The organism is Actinosynnema sp. NPDC050801, from assembly GCF_040673975.1.
In the GTDB taxonomy this organism is placed as follows: domain Bacteria; phylum Actinomycetota; class Actinomycetes; order Mycobacteriales; family Pseudonocardiaceae; genus Actinosynnema.
In genome coordinates this window covers 240024-254944 of record NZ_JBFAQZ010000008.1, presented here as the reverse complement: position 1 = coordinate 254944, position 14921 = coordinate 240024, and the positions used below count along the sequence as shown (strand labels likewise).

Here is a 14921-nt window from a genome sequence, read left to right as displayed (position 1 = left end):
GCGCAGACAGGGAGTTCCCATGACGACGAAGGCGATCATCACGCCGCGCTCGGCGGCGACGGGTCGGTTCCGGCCGAGCGAGGCCGAGTCCGCGGCGGGCGTGGAGGTCGAGGCCGTGCTTCCCGAGGGTGCCGTGGTGAAGGGCGGTCGGGAGCGGCTGGAGGCGTTGGAGGAGCAGGGTTACCGGGTCAAGCTGCTGCCCGACGCGGGCATCATCGACCTCGGCGCGACCCGCATCGACACGGACAGCGACGAGGAGACACCGCCGGTTCCGGAGGACCTGGAGGTGCCGGTGGAGCTCGCCGAGGAGTGGCCACACCACCTCGTGCAGCTCGTGGCACCGCCGCGCGCCGAGTGGCTGGCGGAGATCGAGGCTCGCGGTGTCGAGGTGATCGAGCCGACCGGTGCCTACGGGGTACTGGTCGGCGGGACCCCGGACGCGGTCGCGCGGCTGCGTGAGCTGGGCTTCGTCACGTGGACCGGACCGATGAAGCCCGCCTACCGGATCCACCCGAACCTGGCCGGGGCGAGCGGCACCCTCTCGTACGTGAGCGTCTCGGTCCACCCGCCGTCGGCGGCCGACGAGGTGCGCCTGGCCGTGCGGGACGCGGGCGGGAGGGTCGTGAGCGACTCGCGCACCGAGTCCGACGCGCCGCTGTACGCCACGGTCGTGGTCGAGGTCGACGCGGGCGCCGTCGCGGTGCTCGCGCGCCTGCCGCACGTGCGGCTGCTCGAACGGGTCGACGACCGGCCCGGTCTGGACGGTGAGCGCGAGTCGCAGCTGGTCCGCGAGCAGATCCCGCCGACGACGGGCTACCTGTCGTGGCTGGCGTCGGTGGGGCTCGGCGGTGGCACGGGGGTGAACGTGGCCATCTGCGACACCGGTGTGGACGAGAACGCGACGAACAACACGACCGGCCACCTCGACATCCGCGGTCGTCAGGTCACGTTCGTCAACTACGACGGCAACCCGGCGATCCAGGACGTGGAAGGGCACGGCACGCACGTCGCGGGCATCGCGCTGGGCAACGGGGGCAGCGGTGACACCGAGGGTGCGGCGCCGGACGACTTCCTCAGCGGTCTCGGCGTCGCGCCGCAGGCCGGTCTGGTGACGCAGAACGGGCTTGAGGGTCCGTGGCCGCCGGCGGACTTCGGTCAGTTCACCCGGGACGCGGTGAACAACGGTGCGGCCGTGCAGAACAACTCGTGGTTCTCGTCGCCGGCGGGGAGCGGGTACACCGCGACCGCGCGGCGGTACGACCAGTTGGTGCGCGATCCGGACGACGCGACCGCGGGGTTGGACTCGTTGGTGATCGTGTTCTCGGCGGGCAACGCGGGCGGTCGGTCGGGGACGATCACCGGTCCGAAGGAGGCCAAGAACGTCATCGTGGTCGGCAACTCGCTCAACGCGCGTCCCGGGCAGGGTTTCCCGAGCGACGACGTGCAGGGCATCGCGTCGAGTTCGAGTCGTGGTCCCGCCGCGGACGGCCGTGTCCTGCCGAACGTGTGCGCGCCGGGTACCGATGTGAACTCCGCGCAGGCGGGGACCGACGGCGGTCACGTGCTGCTGACCGGGACGTCGATGGCCGCGCCGCACGTCACGGGCGCGATCGCGGTGATGATCGAGTGGTGGCGGGCCCGCACGGGTGGTGCCACGCCGAGCGCGGCGATGGCCAAGGCGTTGGTGGTCAACGGCGCGGAGGACATGGCGGGTGGCGCGAACTGGCGGTCGTACCCGGCTTCGGAGTGGGCGAACCCCGGTGGTGGTCTGCGGTCGGTGTCCTCGCTCGGGCACGTGCCGGCGGAGGCGGTCGACCAGGCGGCGGGCGGGGTGTTCGGGGCGATGACGGAGGTCGCGAGCGTGGCGGCGGTGGTGAGTGCGGGGCACTGGCACTACGACCAGGGCATGGACGTCATGACGTTCCGGACCGTCTCCCCCGGCGCGACCAGGTTGAACCTGCGGGACAGCGCTCCGCTGGGGCCGATCCCGAACAACGACCAGGGGTGGGGGCGGGTGAGCCTGGAGAACGTGCTCGAACAGGCGCCCGCCTCGGACCGGGGGCCGAAGGTATTCTCCGATCAGCGGCACGCGTTCACGGCCGCGGGCCAGGAGCACCTGATCCGGGTCGCGCCGGCCGACGCGAGCCGTCCGTTGCGCATCACGTTGGTGTGGACGGACTCCCCCGGTGCGGTCGCCGCCAACCCGGCGATCGTGAACGACCTGGACCTTGAGGTGACCGAGTTGGACAGCGGGGTCACGTTCAAGGGCAACGTGTTCGCGGGCGGGTTCTCGGTGCCGGGTGGAGCGTTCGACAACGTGGACAACGTCGAGTGCGTCTACGTGCAGAACCCGACGGGCACCTACGAGGTGCGCGTGATCGCCGCGGCCGTGTCGGCGAGTGCGCGGCCGGACATCGCCACGCCGTGGCAGGACTTCGCGCTGGTGATCGACAACGCGGAGGTGCCGCCCGCGGCGCCGGTGAGCGTCGTCCCGGTGATCGACCGGTCGGGCAGCATGGTCGTGTACGGGTACGAGGCGGTCACCCGGACGGCGTCGAAGCAGTTCCTGGACCTGATGTCGCTGGACGACGAGGTCGGTGTGGTGAGCTTCGGCAGCACGGGGGACGTGGCGTTCCCGACGGGTCCGGGTCCGGCGGTGCGGACGATCACCGGTCAGCCGGTGCGTGACGCGGCCAAGGCCGAGGTCGACGCGACCGTGTTCGGCGGGTGCACGTTCATGGGTGACGGCATCGTGGAGGCGCGGGACCTGCTGGCGACGTCGTCGGTGGCGAGCCGGGCGATGGTGCTGCTGTCGGACGGGTACGACAACAAGGGTTGCGACGCGGGGAACCCGGCGAAGCCGTCGGCGCTCGACGCCGTGGCGACGTTGCCGAGCGCGGTGCCGGTGTACACGTGCGCGATGGGGCCCGCGTCGGATCAGGCGCTGTTGGAGCAGGTCGCGGACATCTCCGGTGGTCGTTACTACTTCATGCCGACGATCGACGACCTGTTCGAGGTCTACAACTACATCCGCGGCCAGGTGTCGGGTGACGGCATCGTGGTGAACGAGTCGGCGATGGCGTCCACGAGTCGGGTCGCGGCGTTCGTGGACGACGCGGCGTCCCAGGCGACGTTCACGGTGTCGTGGGCCGATGCCTCGTTGCACTTCGCGCCGGAGAGCGCCACGAAGGGTGATCGGATCTGCGTGCGCCTGCGGGATCCAAAGGGCAGGTCGGTGCCGGCGCATTCGAGCCTGTTGCGGCGGACCGAGGGGCGCGGGTACGTGGCGTTCGACGTGGCGGAGCCGTTGGCCGGGCGGTGGTTCATCGAGGTGTCGACCGCGCGGGAGCGGCACACGCGGTTCACCGCGGCCGGGTTCGTGCGGTCGCCGGTGCGCCTGCACGTCGACCTGGGTCCGCGTCGGTTCACGGTGGGCAGCCCGCTGCTGGTGACGGCGAAGATGACGGACGGCAACCGGTTGTTCAACCCGGGCAAGCCGTCGGGGCTCGTGGTGGCGCCCGCGCTCGGCCTGGACAGCCTGGGCAGGGTCCACGCCGACGCCCTGAGCCGGGTGGAACCGGTGGAGGTGCCCGGTGACGACTCGGTGCCGGAGGCGGTGGGCCGGTTGTTGGCGTTGCGCGCGCGGTTGCTGGCGGCGGGCAAGCCGGACCTGTTCCAGTTCGCCGCCGGCCGGTTGCCGCTCTCGGACACGATGCCGAGGCGCAACGGCGGCACCGGGGCGGAGTCGGCGTTGCCGCTGGTCACCGGTCGCTTCACGGAGACCGCAGAGGCGGGCAGCTACAACGTCCGGGTCACCGCGGCGGGTCGGTCGCCGCACTCCGGGTCCCGGTACGTGCGCACCCAGCTGGCCTGCACCGTCGCGACTTCGTAGGCGGTGCACCGGACGGTCGTGCGGGGTTGCGGGGGTGATCCGACGGGGTAACCCGGCGGATCACCTCGTGGGAAAGGATGCCGGCATGATCGTTCCCCTGGATCTCACCGATGACGAGACGGCGAAGGCCGTGCACCGGATCGCGCAGATGTCGTACGCGGTCGAGTCGGAGTTGATCGGCAGCACGGCGATACCCGGGTTGCACGAGTCGGTCGAGGACATCCGGCCGCTGCCGTTGAGGTGGCTGGGCGGGTACGTCGACCAGGAGTTGGTGGCGTTCGTCGGGTACGCGAAGGTCGACGGTGTGCTGGACATCGACCGGTTGTGCGTGGCGCCGAGCCACTTCCGGTTGGGGTTCGCGCGGCGGTTGGTGGAGCAGGTGCTGGCCGAGGGTGGGCCGGCGATCGTGTCGACGGGTGCGGCGAACGCGCCTGCCATCGCGTTGTACGAGAGCCTGGGGTTCCGGTTGGTCGACACGGTGGTGGTGAACGGGGGGCTGAGGATCGCGCAGTTCGGGCATCCGGGGTCGATCTAGGACCGTTGTCGTCCTACTGGGGTTCTAGCGTCGTCGTCGTGACCGAGATCCGAGAGTTCCGCATCGCCGTGCCGCAGACCGACCTGGACGACCTCGCCGACCGCCTGGCCCGGGCCCGCTGGCTGGACCCGCTGCCCGGTGACGGGTGGCGGCGGGGCGTGCCGGTGGAGTACCTGCGCGACCTGGTCGGGTACTGGCGCACGGGGTTCGACTGGCGGGCGCACGAGGCGCGGCTGAACGCGTTCCCGCAGTTCACCGCGGAGGTCGACGGGGTGGAGGTGCACTTCCTGCACGTCCGCGGCGCGAACCCCGACGCGTTGCCGCTGCTGCTGGTGCACGGGTGGCCGAACACGTTCGTGGAGTTCGCGGAGGCGTTGGGGTACCTGCGGGACTTCCACGTGGTGGTGCCGAGCATCCCGGGGTTCGGGTTCTCCGGCAAGCCGACCGGGCCGTTCGACGTCGCGCGGGCGGGGCGGGTGTTCGCCGGGCTGATGGAGAGGTTGGGGTACGGGCGGTACGGGGTGCAGGGCGGTGACCTGGGCGCCTACATCGCGCCGGAGGTGGCGAAGGCCGCGCCGGAGCACGTGGTGGGGGTGTTCGTGAACGGTGGTCTGGGTTTCCCGACCGAGGCGGACCTGCCGGTGCTGACGGCGGACGAGCGGGAGCTCTACCGGCAGGTGCGGCAGTGGGCGGATGGCGGGGTGGATCACCACGCGTTGTTGCGCGCCGCGCCGCAGACCTTCGCGTTGGGGTGGCACGATTCGCCGGTGGCGCTGCTGGCGTGGCTGATGCAGAAGTTCCAGGAGTTCACCGTCACGGTGGATTCGCCGGAGCAGGCCATCGACCGGGACCTGCTGCTGGTCAACGCGACGCTGTACTGGCTGACGGGGACGGCCGGGTCGTCGTCGTGGTTCATGTACGACAACGAGCGGTTCGCGTGGCCGGAGGGGCAGAAGCTGGTGCCGACGGGTGTGTACAGCGGTCCGCCGGCGATCCGGCGGCTGGCCGAGCGGCACAACGACATCGTGCACTGGCCCGATGCGCGGCCGGGCGGTCACTTCGTGGCGATGGAGGTGCCCGAGGTGTTCGCGGGCGAGGTGCGCGCGTTCTTCGGGAAGGTGCGGTGAACCCGGTCATCGGGCGGCGGTTGCGGCGGCACTCGTTGCTGGTGCCGTCGCCGGACCCGGTCGCGGTGGTGCGGGCGATGTGCGGTGCGCACGCGCAGGTGATGTCGGCGGCGGAGTTGTCGATCGGGCTGCGCACGGGGATGACCCGGCAGCAGGTGCGGGACGCGTTGTGGGTGGACCGGGTGTTGGTGAAGACGCGGGGGCCGCGCGGCACGGTGCACCTGTTGCCCGCGGCGGACCTGCCGATGTGGACGGGTGCGTTGGGGAGTTTGCCGCAGCGGCTCCAGCTGCTCACCGAGGAGCAGGCCGCCGCGGTGGTGGCGGCGATCGGGGACGCGTTGCGGGACGCGGAGCTGACCGGGGACGAGTTGACCGAGGCGGTGGTCGCGCGCACCGGTGCGTGGGCGGGTGAGCGGGTGATGGAGGCGTTCGGTGGGACGCCGTGGCCTCGGTGGGTGGAGGCGATGGGGGTGGCGTCGAACCTCGGTGCGATGTGCTTCGCGCCGAACAAGGGCCGCAAGACCGCCTACACCAGCCCGCGGCGGTGGCTGCCGGGTTTCGAGCCCCTCGCCGACGGTGCGGTGGCGCTGCTGCACGACTACCTGCGGTCCTACGGGCCGGCGACGGAGGCGCACTTCGCGAAGTGGTTGGCCGCGCCGAAGCGGTGGGTGGACGAGGTGTTCGGGCGGGCCGATTTGGAACGGGTCGAGGGTGGGTGGGTGGTGCGCGGCGACACGTCGTGGCCGGACGAGGCGCCGGGCGGGGTGCGGCTGCTCCCCTACTTCGACGCCTACGTGGTGGGCAGCCACCCGCGTGAGGTGGTGTTCCCCGGTCGGGCGTTCGAGCGGGCGTTGTCGCGTGGGCAGGCGGGGAACTTCCCGGTGCTGCTGGTGGACGGCGTGGTGGCCGGGGTGTGGCACCAGAAGCGGTCGGGTCGGCGGATCGTGGTCACGGTGGAGCCGTTCGGGACGTTGTCCCGGGCACGGCTGGCCGAGCTGGACGGGGAGGTGGCGCGGGTGGGCCAATTCCTGGAGGGGCGGCCGGAGTTGACGATCGGCACGGTGACGGTCGGCGGGCACGCCTGAGGTGCGCTGCGGCTCGGCGTGCCGGTTCGGACTCGGTCGGGGGTGTCCGGGCTCATGCGGGGCCGACGGGTTGGCGCAGCACCGTCCGCAGCTTCGAGGGCTCGGTCTTGCGGGGGTCGCCGACGTAGACCTCGTGGTGCAGGCCGGTCATCCGCAGACCGTTGGCCCTGAGCCACTCGTCGTGGAGCCGGGCCAGCACCGGTCCTTCGTCGTCGTAGGGACCGATGTGCAGGACTTGGGCGCTGCTGCCCTCGTGCAGGACTTCGCGGCGGACGTCGGCGAGGGCGGGCAGGTCCTTCTTGGCGGCGACGAGCTGTCGGGCGTCGGCGATGGCCTCGTCGGTGATCCAGTCGGGTTGGCTGATGAGCATCCGCCAGTGCCAGGAGTCCTTGGCGCGGGCGGTGAAGACCTCCGGTCGGTCGGCCCACCACAGCCCTTCCAGCGGTGCGACGACGAGGTCGCGGCCCGCGCGCTTGCTCGCGAACTTGATCGCGTAGGCGAGGGAGTAGAGCGCTTCGACGGCCTGGGCGTAGGCGGTGCTGGTGTTGGGGTCGCCGTGCCCGTCGACGGCGATGAACTGCTGTTCGGGCACGTCGACGAGTGCCCAGTCGGTGTTCTTGGGCGCGTAGAGCTGCTTGAGCTCCCGTTTGACGTCGTAGCGGTCCGGGTTCACGGTCGGCCGTCCTCCTGGTCGGGTGCGTCGTCGAGTTCGGCCCGGTAGGCGGACAGCCAGCGCTGTTCGGCGTCGAGTTGGGCCAGCGAGTGGTCGAAGATCGCGCGGGCGAAGCGGGGTGCGTGCGGTTGGGCGGCGACGGCCGCGCGGAGTTCCGCGATCTTGTCGGCGACCGCGGCGGCGCGGCGGGCGAGCGCGGCGCGGAGCCGGTCGGGTGGGATGACGGGTTGGTTGGCCAGCCCGACGAGGAGGTGGGGGAACACCGGTCGGAGTTCGGCCACCGCCGCTTCGGCCGCCTGTGCGCACGCCCGGCGTCCGTCCTCGGTCGGGCCGTGGACCTTGCGGGTCTTGCCCCGTCCGGGTCCCGGTGCGTCGACCTCGGCGACCAGGCCGCGGTCGCGCAGCTTGGCCAGCAGGTAGTAGATGGAGCTGAACCCGATCTCGGTCCACTCCCGCATCCCGCGGGCGGTGATCACCTCTTCCAGCTCGTAGCCGTGCCGGGGTTTCTCCACCAGCAGGCCGAGCAGGGTGAGTTCGGCGGGCGTCAGCTCTGCGGACACCCCGTTACTCTAGCACTAGGATAAAGCGGGTCGGCGCTGTCCGTCCCGCTACCGCAGTTGGTCGCGGCGGCGGGTCAGGTAGGCGGTCTCGGCGGTGTTGCCCGCCAGCTCGATGGCCCTGTCGTACGCCGCGCGCGACTCCTGGCCGCGGCCCAGCCGGCGCAGCAGGTCGGCGCGGGTGGCGTGGTAGGGGTGGTAGCCGGCCAACCGGTGCTCCAGGCGGTCGACGGCCGCCAGCGCGACCTCCGGGCCGTCGAGCTCGGCGACCGCGATGGCCCGGTTGAGGGCGACGATCGGCGAGGGGTCGAGGCGGACGAGCCGGTCGTAGAGCGCGAGGACCTGGGACCAGTCGGTGTCGCGGATGTCGCGGGCGGAGGTGTGCACGGCGTTGATCGCGGCGAGGACCTGGTAGCGCCCTGGGGCCACCCCGGCCGCGGCGGCGGCGAGGCGCTCGCGCACCAGCCGGTGGCCCTCGGCGATCAGCGTCGCGTCCCAGGCGCCGCGGTCCTGCTCGTGCAGGGCGACCAGTTCGCCGTCGGCCGAGATCCGGGCGGTGCGGCGGGCCTCGGTGAGCAGCATCAGCGCCAGCAGTCCGGTCACCTCGCCGTCCTGCGGCAGGAGCGCGCGGATCAGGCGGGTGAGCCGGATCGCCTCGGTGGTCAGGTCGTGCCGCACGGGGTCGGTGTCGGGGCCGCTGGCCAGGTAGCCCTCGTTGAAGACGAGGAACAGGACGGTGAGCACGCCGGAGACGCGGGCCGGGAGGTCCTCGGCGGACGGCATCCGGTAGGGGATGCGCGCCGCTTTGATCTTGGCCTTCGCGCGGGTGATGCGCTGCTCCATGGTGGTCGCCCGCACCAGGAAGGCGCGGGCGATCTCGGGGACGGTCAGACCGCCGACCATGCGCAGCGTCAGCGCCACCCGGGTTTCCGCGGCCAGCGCCGGGTGGCAGCAGGTGAAGACCAGCCGGAGCCGGTCGTCGTCGATGGCGCCGAGAGGCGCGGGTGGGGTGTCGTCGTGCAGCATCCGGGCCTCCTCGTGCCTGTCGTCGCGCTTGTTCTCGCGCCGGATCCGGTCGATGGCCTTGCGGTTGGCGGTGGTGGTCAGCCAGGCGCCGGGGTTGGGCGGCACGCCGTCGGACCGCCACCGCTCGACGGCGGTCGCGAACGCCTCGGCCGCGGCCTCCTCGGCGATGTCGAGGTCACCGAAGCGCCTGGTCAGCGCGGCGACCACGCGGGCCCACCCGTCGCGGTGGGCCCGCGTGACCGCCTCCTCGACGTCGTCGCTCACCGGAACGGCCGCACCTCGATCTTCCGGTCGCAGATCCTCGACGCCTCGGTGGCGAGCTTGAGCGCCACGTCCAGGTCGGGGGCCTCCCACACCCAGACGCCGGCGAGGTACTCCTTGGACTCCACGAACGGCCCGTCGCTGAACACGGCCTGCTCGCCCCGGTTGTCGACGACCGTGGCGGCCTCGGTGTCGGCGAGTCCGCCGGCGAAGACCCAGTGGCCATCGGCGATGAGTCGTTCGTTGAACGCGCTGATCGCGGGCTGCCTGTCCGTGCTGCCGGGGTCGTCCTTGTCGTCGATCACGGAAACCAGGTACTGCATCTGCGGATCATCTCCTGTGGTGTCGGGACTGCGAGGTGGGGCGGGGACTTCAGGCCGTCGCGTACCGCGGGCGCCCGGCCGGCCGGTGGACGTGGATCGTCACGCCCTTCGTGTCGACCCGCGACTCGACCGGTTCCAGCGCGAGGTCCGGACCGTGCTCCGGGAACAGGCGCGCGCCCTGGCCGACGATCACCGGGATCACGATGAGGGTCATCTCGTCGACCAGGTCGTTCGCCGGCAGCCACCGGGTCGGGGCGCCACTGCCGTGCACTTGCAGCTCTCCCCCGGGCTTGGCCTTCAGCTCGCCGATGGCCGCCACGAGGTCCCCGCGCAGGACGGTCGTGCTCTCCCACCGCGCCGCGTTCAACGTGGTCGAGGCAACGTACTTGGGTGCCTCGTTGAAGGCCACGCCGATGGGGTGCGCGCGCATCCGGTCGATCGTTCCCCGGGAGCCGGCGAACAGCTCGTAGGTGCGCCGGCCGAACAGGAACGCCTCGGCGCGCCGGCAGGTCCGCGTGATGAACGCCCTGGTCTCGTCGTCGCCCTTGCCCCGGGCCCACCCGCCGCGCTCGAACCCGTTGCTGCGGTCGTCCGACGCGGCGCCGTTGCCCTGCATCACGCCGTCGAGGCTGACCTGGGTCGTGGTCGTCAGCTTCATGATCGCGGTTCCTCCGCCTGGCGCCGCCTCCGGTGGGCGGCCTCGTCCCTGCTACGAACGCCACCGCCCCGATCCGACACCGCCCGCCCGGATTCCTTCCGGAATTCCGAATCGTTGGCGCAGCCAACAAGTGGGTATACTGCGGTCGCATGGAGACTTCAGGCGCGCCCCTGCGGTTGCGCGGCGCGGCGAGTTGGCTGCTGGGCCAGGCCACGACCCACGCGCACCGGCTCGTGTCGGAGGCGTTGGGCGCGGTCGACGCGCGGCGCTACCACTACTCGCTGCTGGCCGCGCTGGACGAGTTCGGCCCGGCCAGCCAGGCCGACCTCGGGCGGCGGGGCGGGCTGGACCGCAGCGACGTGGTGGCCACCGTCAACGAGCTCGCGGACAAGGGGTTCGTGGAGCGCAGGCCGGATCCCGGCGACAAGCGGCGCAACATCGTGACCGTCACCCCGTCGGGGGTGGCCCACCTGCGCCACCTGGACCGGGTGCTGGGGCAGGCTCAGGACGCGTTGCTGGCGCCGTTGTCGGCGGCCGAGCGGGAGGAGTTGGTGCGGGTGCTGAACGCGGTCTTGGAGCACCACGGATGACCCGGTCGACGCGGGCGGTCGTGCCGGGCCCGGTGGAGAACCCGGCCGTGGCGCAGCTGCCGGTGCCGGGGTGGGTGCGGGTGTGCGCGTTCGGGGTGAACCGGTCGGAGCTGCGAGGTGTCGCCGAGTCCGACGACGGTGTACCGGCTCGACGACATCCTGCAGGCGCACGACGACCTGGAGCACGACCGCAGGGTCGGCAAGCTCGTCGTGGCCGTCCGAGGATCGCGGTCCGAGAATTGTTTCCGCCGTCGTGTCGATGTGGTCGTGCGCCGTTCGTGTGAAGGGTGCGTCAGACCCCGACCTGAGGAGCACGAGATGACCCAGTACCTGATCAGCGTGATCGAGCCGGCCGGCTACGACATCCCCGAGCCGGAGGCCCTGGAGCAGATCATGAAGGACGTGCAGGCGGTGGACGCCGACATGCGCGAGGCGGGCGTGTGGGTGTTCGCGGGCGGTCTGCACGCCCCGGAGACGGCGACCACGCTGCGTCCGCAGGCCAACGGCGAGCTCGTCGTCACCGACGGCCCGTTCGCCGAGAGCAAGGAGCACATCGGCGGGTTCAACATCATCGACGTGCCGGACCTGGACGCGGCGCTGGAGTGGGGTCGCCGGATGAGCGTGGCGTGCACGCTGCCGGTCGAGGTGCGGCCGTTCCAGGACTTCACCGGCTGACGTGACGGCGGTCGAGCAGGTCTTCCGGGCCGAGTACGGCCGGTCGGTGGCCGTCCTGGTCCGCGTCTTCGGCGACATCGCGATCGCCGAGGAGGCGGTCCAGGACGCGTTCGCCGAGGCGGTGCGGCGCTGGCCGGAGACCGGTGTGCCGCCGAGCCCGGCCGGCTGGATCATCACCACGGCCCGCAACCGGGCGATCGACCGGCTGCGCCGGGAGTCCAAGCGCGACGACCGGCAGGCCCAGGCCGCGCTGCTGCACGCGCGTGACGACGCGGTGGACGTGGACGTGGTGGGCGACGAGCGGCTGCGGTTGATCTTCACGTGCTGCCACCCGGCGCTGAACCCGGCGGCCCGGGTGGTGCTGACGTTGCGGCTGCTGGGCGGGTTGTCCACGGCGGAGATCGCACGGGCGTTCCTGGTGCCCGAGACCACCATGGCGCAGCGGTTGGTGCGGGCCAAGGCGAAGATCCGCGACGCCCGCATCCCCTACCGGGTGCCGGGCGAGCGGGAGTTGCCCGACCGGCTGCGTGCCGTGCTGGCGGTGGTGTACCTGGTGTTCAACGAGGGCTACTCGGCCAGTTCGGGTGGCGCGTTGGTGCGCGAGGACCTGTGCGCGGAGGCGGTGCGGCTGGGGCGGGTGCTGGCGGAGTCGATGCCCGACGAGCCGGAGGTCGTCGGGCTGCTGGCGCTGATGCTGCTGCTGCACGCCCGGAGCGCGGCGCGCACCGGCCCGGACGGCGACCTGGTGCGGTTGGCCGACCAGGACCGGTCGCGCTGGGACCGGGCGATGCTGGCCGAGGGGCGCGTGCTGGTGCGGTGGTGCCTGCGCCGCGACCGGCCGGGCCCGTACCAGGTGCAGGCCGCGATCAACGCCGTGCACAGCGACCCGCCGCCGACGGACTGGACCCAGGTGGTGCGGCTGTACGACCACCTGCTGGCGTTGACGGCCAGCCCGGTGGTGGCGTTGAACCGGGCCGTCGCGGTGGCCGAGGTCGACGGCCCGGAGGCGGCGTTGGCGCTGGTCGACGCCCTGACGTCGGGCAACTCGCCGATGGCGGGCTACCACCTGTTCCACGCCGTGCGCGCCGACCTGCTGCGCCGCCTGGGGCGGGACGCCGAGGCGGCGGTGGCCTACCGGCGGGCCGCGGACCTGGCCGGCAACGACGCCGAGCGCGACCTGCTGCGGCGGCGGCTCGACGCGGTCACCGGGCCGGCGCACGGGGCTGATTAGTGGGGCGTCGCGCGACGTGATCGGCTAATGCTCCGGGGATTGTGCGGGTGCATCGGAATCTAATTCATTTCCGGTTTGTCGCGGTACCCGGCAGTCGCTGCTGCCGACGGGGCACGGTGTGCGCCCATTCGGGGTACGGCAGTACCCATCCTTGCTGCCAAAGGAGTAATGTCCCAGTTCACACCCCAGACCTCGGTGACGTGACACATCCGGCAGGACCGCGGATGCACGGACCGAGGTTTTTCTGTGTCTGAATGAAACGGACGCCGACAGTCAGGCCACTGCGGCGGCGCGTGAATCGCACGAACCCAATCCGCCGGCGCGTACCGCGCCGTGTGAGCTACCGCTGATAACAATTTCCAGGGAATGCAGCCATGAGAATTCATCAGAGTCCGATCCACCGGAGAATCGTCGCCACGCTGGCCGGGGTGCTCGTGATCCCCGCTCTGTGGGCGGTCACCTCGCCGGCCGCCCATGCCGCCGTCGACTGCGTCGTGAGCGCCGGCGTGACCCAGACCGACACGGTCGTGACCGGAACCCCCGGCAACGACACGATCGACTGCGGCGGCACGAACCCCGCCAAGACGATCAACGGCAACGCCGGCAACGACACCATCACCGGCTCCGACTTCGACGACACGATCGACGGCGGCGACGGCAACGACACCATCACCGGCGGCACCGGCAACGACACCCTCGACGGCGGCCTGGACATCGACACGATCTCCGGCAGCGCCGGCGACGACACCCTCGTCGGCGCCTCCAACGACGGCAGCCAGGACAGCCTCGACGGCGGCCTGGGCACCGACACCTGCCAGGGTCCCGCGCCGGACCCCGACATCCACGCGAGCTGCGAGAACACCAGCACCCCGCCGGGATCGGGACCGGGCTCGGGCGTGGGCAACGCGACCGCGCTGTGCATCGCGACCGGCGGCGTCCTCTCGCTCACCGTGAACCCGGTGGGGTACGTGTGCGTGTTCAACCCCCTCGACCCGGCCAACCGCCGCGTCGCGGAAGCACGCAGGATCTGCACCGGGGCCGGCGGGACGTTCGTGAGCCTGCTCCCGCTGAGCTACTCCTGCCTGCTGCCCACCACGCCGTAGGCCATCCGTTCCACCGGTCGGCCCTGGCTCGTCACGCGACTCCGGTCGGGTGACGAGCCAGGGCCGACGAGCCACTAGCGCAGTTGCCGGATCAGGTCGGCCACCTCCTGCGGGGTGAAGTCCAGCGACACGACGCCGATGGTCAGCTCGATGCTGCACCGCGCCGGGTCGGGCGTGGCCTTGGGGCGTTGCGGCAGTTCGACGCCGGTCTCGTCGAGGATCCGCCGCGCGGCGGCGGCGACGGTGTCCTTCGGCGCCGGGATGTGGACGTGGAACAGCGGCGTCTGCGGCACCTCGGGGCGGGTGGTCGCGTAGCCGTCGGCGTTGATGGCGGCGGCCACGGCCACGGCGTGGTCGCGGAACTCGGCCATCCTCGGCAGCACCTCGTCCAGCCCGACCAGGGCGGTGACGGCCGCGGGCCAGGAGTCCGGTGTGGCGCCGCCGAGCCTGCGCCGCCACACCGACGCGGCGTCGATGGTGGCCCGGTCACCGGCGAGGACCGCGCCCCGCACGCCTTCGAGGCTCTTGTAGAGGGAGACGTAGACGGTGTCGAACAGGCCGGCGATCTCGGCGAACGGCCGGTCGTAGTAGGTCTGGGCCTCCCAGAGCCGGGCGCCGTCCATGTGGGTCGCCGCGCCGCGGTCGCGGGCCCACCCGGTCTGCGCGAGGAGGTCCTCCCAGGTGGGCAGGAGGCCGCCGATGTCGCGTTGCGGCAGTTCCAGCAGCAGGGCGGCGAGCGGTTCGCGGACCTCGGCGAGGTCGTCGAGGGTGATCAGGCCGTGGTGGTCGCCGACGGCCTTGTGGCGCAGGCCGTGCACCGCGTGGTAGCCCTCGTCCTCCCAGACGGCGAGGTGGCACTGCGGGTGCGCGGCGAACGTCCGGCGGCCGGTGCGTTCGGCGTGCACGCGCAGCGCGGTCTGCTGCGCCATCGTGCCGGTGGGGAAGAACAGGGCGGCCGGTGTGCCGAGCAGGTCGGCGATCCGCCGTTCCAGCCGCGCGGTCGGCCCGTCCGCGATGGTGCCGGGCGGCACGTGGTCGAGCATGCGGCGCAGCACGGCGTGCGGTTCCCGGCGGAGCTGGGAGTGCTGGACCAGGGAACGCCGGATCTCGGGTGTCATGGCGGAAGCATGGGTGTTGTCGCCATAGATTTGCAACAACTGTCACCGGTCACCTGACCGATTCGGG

At 71.9% G+C, this 14921-nt stretch carries 14 protein-coding genes; 8 read left to right on the top strand and 6 right to left on the bottom strand.

Features of this window, described 5'->3' with window-relative positions; translation table 11 throughout:
• The first annotated feature begins 19 nt into the window (after window positions 1-19).
• From AB0K14_RS20410 to AB0K14_RS20395, 4 genes are all read left to right on the top strand, one after another.
• Entirely contained in the window at window positions 20-3892 is a 3873-nt protein-coding gene (locus AB0K14_RS20410; protein WP_360451542.1) for a S8 family serine peptidase, read from the top strand.
• Between the two features lie 85 nt (window positions 3893-3977).
• Window positions 3978-4427, top strand: a complete 450-nt coding sequence (locus AB0K14_RS20405) for a GNAT family N-acetyltransferase (protein ID WP_360451540.1) — start codon at window positions 3978-3980, stop codon at window positions 4425-4427.
• Window positions 4428-4465: 38 nt separating this feature from the next.
• Window positions 4466-5554, top strand: a complete 1089-nt coding sequence (locus AB0K14_RS20400) for an epoxide hydrolase (protein ID WP_360451538.1) — start codon at window positions 4466-4468, stop codon at window positions 5552-5554.
• Entirely contained in the window at window positions 5551-6639 is a 1089-nt protein-coding gene (locus AB0K14_RS20395) for a winged helix DNA-binding domain-containing protein (RefSeq protein ID WP_360451536.1), read from the top strand. The genes AB0K14_RS20400 and AB0K14_RS20395 overlap by 4 nt, the downstream gene beginning before the upstream one ends.
• 52 nt (window positions 6640-6691) lie before the next feature.
• Here AB0K14_RS20395 and AB0K14_RS20390 read toward each other — a convergent pair whose 3' ends face one another.
• From AB0K14_RS20390 to AB0K14_RS20370, 5 genes are read right to left on the bottom strand one after another with little or no spacing between them, the layout of a single operon-like run.
• On the bottom strand, window positions 6692-7312 hold the full coding sequence (locus AB0K14_RS20390) for a GyrI-like domain-containing protein (protein WP_360451534.1): 621 nt from the start codon (window positions 7310-7312) through the stop codon (window positions 6692-6694).
• Entirely contained in the window at window positions 7309-7872 is a 564-nt protein-coding gene (locus tag AB0K14_RS20385) for a helix-turn-helix transcriptional regulator (RefSeq protein ID WP_360451532.1), read from the bottom strand. Before AB0K14_RS20385 ends, AB0K14_RS20390 begins: the two co-directional genes overlap by 4 nt.
• Window positions 7873-7920: 48 nt before the next feature.
• A complete protein-coding gene (locus tag AB0K14_RS20380; protein ID WP_360451530.1) occupies window positions 7921-9159 on the bottom strand; it encodes a sigma-70 family RNA polymerase sigma factor in 1239 nt (412 codons plus the stop codon).
• The gene (locus tag AB0K14_RS20375) at window positions 9156-9479 is read right to left on the bottom strand and encodes a YciI family protein (protein WP_360451528.1); all 324 of its coding nucleotides are present in this window, start codon (window positions 9477-9479) and stop codon (window positions 9156-9158) included. Before AB0K14_RS20375 ends, AB0K14_RS20380 begins: the two co-directional genes overlap by 4 nt.
• Before the next feature lie 49 nt (window positions 9480-9528).
• Entirely contained in the window at window positions 9529-10137 is a 609-nt protein-coding gene (locus tag AB0K14_RS20370) for a dihydrofolate reductase family protein (protein ID WP_360451526.1), read from the bottom strand.
• Window positions 10138-10286: 149 nt separating this feature from the next.
• Here AB0K14_RS20370 and AB0K14_RS20365 point away from each other — a divergent pair, with 149 nt between their 5' ends.
• From AB0K14_RS20365 to AB0K14_RS20350, 4 genes are all read left to right on the top strand, one after another.
• A complete protein-coding gene (locus tag AB0K14_RS20365; RefSeq protein ID WP_360451524.1) occupies window positions 10287-10727 on the top strand; it encodes a MarR family transcriptional regulator in 441 nt (146 codons plus the stop codon).
• Window positions 10728-11045: 318 nt separating this feature from the next.
• On the top strand, window positions 11046-11402 hold the full coding sequence (locus tag AB0K14_RS20360; protein WP_360451522.1) for a YciI family protein: 357 nt from the start codon (window positions 11046-11048) through the stop codon (window positions 11400-11402).
• A 1-nt stretch (window position 11403) separates the two neighbouring features.
• Window positions 11404-12633, top strand: a complete 1230-nt coding sequence (locus AB0K14_RS20355; protein WP_360451520.1) for an RNA polymerase sigma factor — start codon at window positions 11404-11406, stop codon at window positions 12631-12633.
• A gap of 374 nt (window positions 12634-13007) precedes the next feature.
• Window positions 13008-13736, top strand: a complete 729-nt coding sequence (locus tag AB0K14_RS20350; protein WP_360451518.1) for a calcium-binding protein — start codon at window positions 13008-13010, stop codon at window positions 13734-13736.
• Between the two features lie 74 nt (window positions 13737-13810).
• Here AB0K14_RS20350 and AB0K14_RS20345 read toward each other — a convergent pair whose 3' ends face one another.
• Complete coding sequence (locus AB0K14_RS20345; RefSeq protein WP_360451516.1) at window positions 13811-14854, bottom strand: beta-eliminating lyase-related protein; 1044 nt, start codon at window positions 14852-14854, stop codon at window positions 13811-13813.
• Window positions 14855-14921: the final 67 nt, after the last annotated feature.